Genomic DNA, 451 nt, shown 5'->3' with positions numbered 1-451 from the left:
GTCCCCGACACCGGACCCGTGCCCGACATCGAGGTTCCGCGGTGCAACCCGGACCTGATGCCGTGTGGACCGGTGGATCCTCCCGAGATCGTATGTCCGCCGACGTGCATTCCCGACTGTGAGCCTTATTGCAGTGGGCCGCCGCCGATCACGTGCGAGCCGAACTGCGTGCCGCCGCCGATCACGTGCGAGCCGAACTGCGTGCCGCCTCCGGTGAAGGTCTGCCCCGAGGATCCGTCGCTGTGCCCGCCGGGCGGAGAGATCAAGCCCGGTGAGATCAAGCCCGGCGAGATCAAGCCCGGCGAGATCAAGCCCGGTGAGACCAAGCCCGGTGAGACCAAGCCCGGTGAGATCAAGCCCGGCGAGACCAAGCCGGGGGAGGGCGCCCCGGTCGAGCGCCCGGCGGCCATCCCCGGCAGCGCGCCCCCGCTGACCACGATCCCCGTCCCGA

1 pseudogene is annotated in these 451 nt (G+C 70.5%); it reads left to right on the top strand.

Annotated elements, in window-relative coordinates:
• Window positions 1–201: 201 nt before the first annotated feature.
• Window positions 202–451: pseudogene (locus AC1DYG_RS19745) on the top strand (hypothetical protein); the annotation flags it as partial.

This window comes from Pedococcus sp. P1_H8 (genome assembly GCF_056405175.1).
Note: the sequence above shows the minus strand (reverse complement) of the source record. Positions and strands in the feature narration are given on the sequence as shown.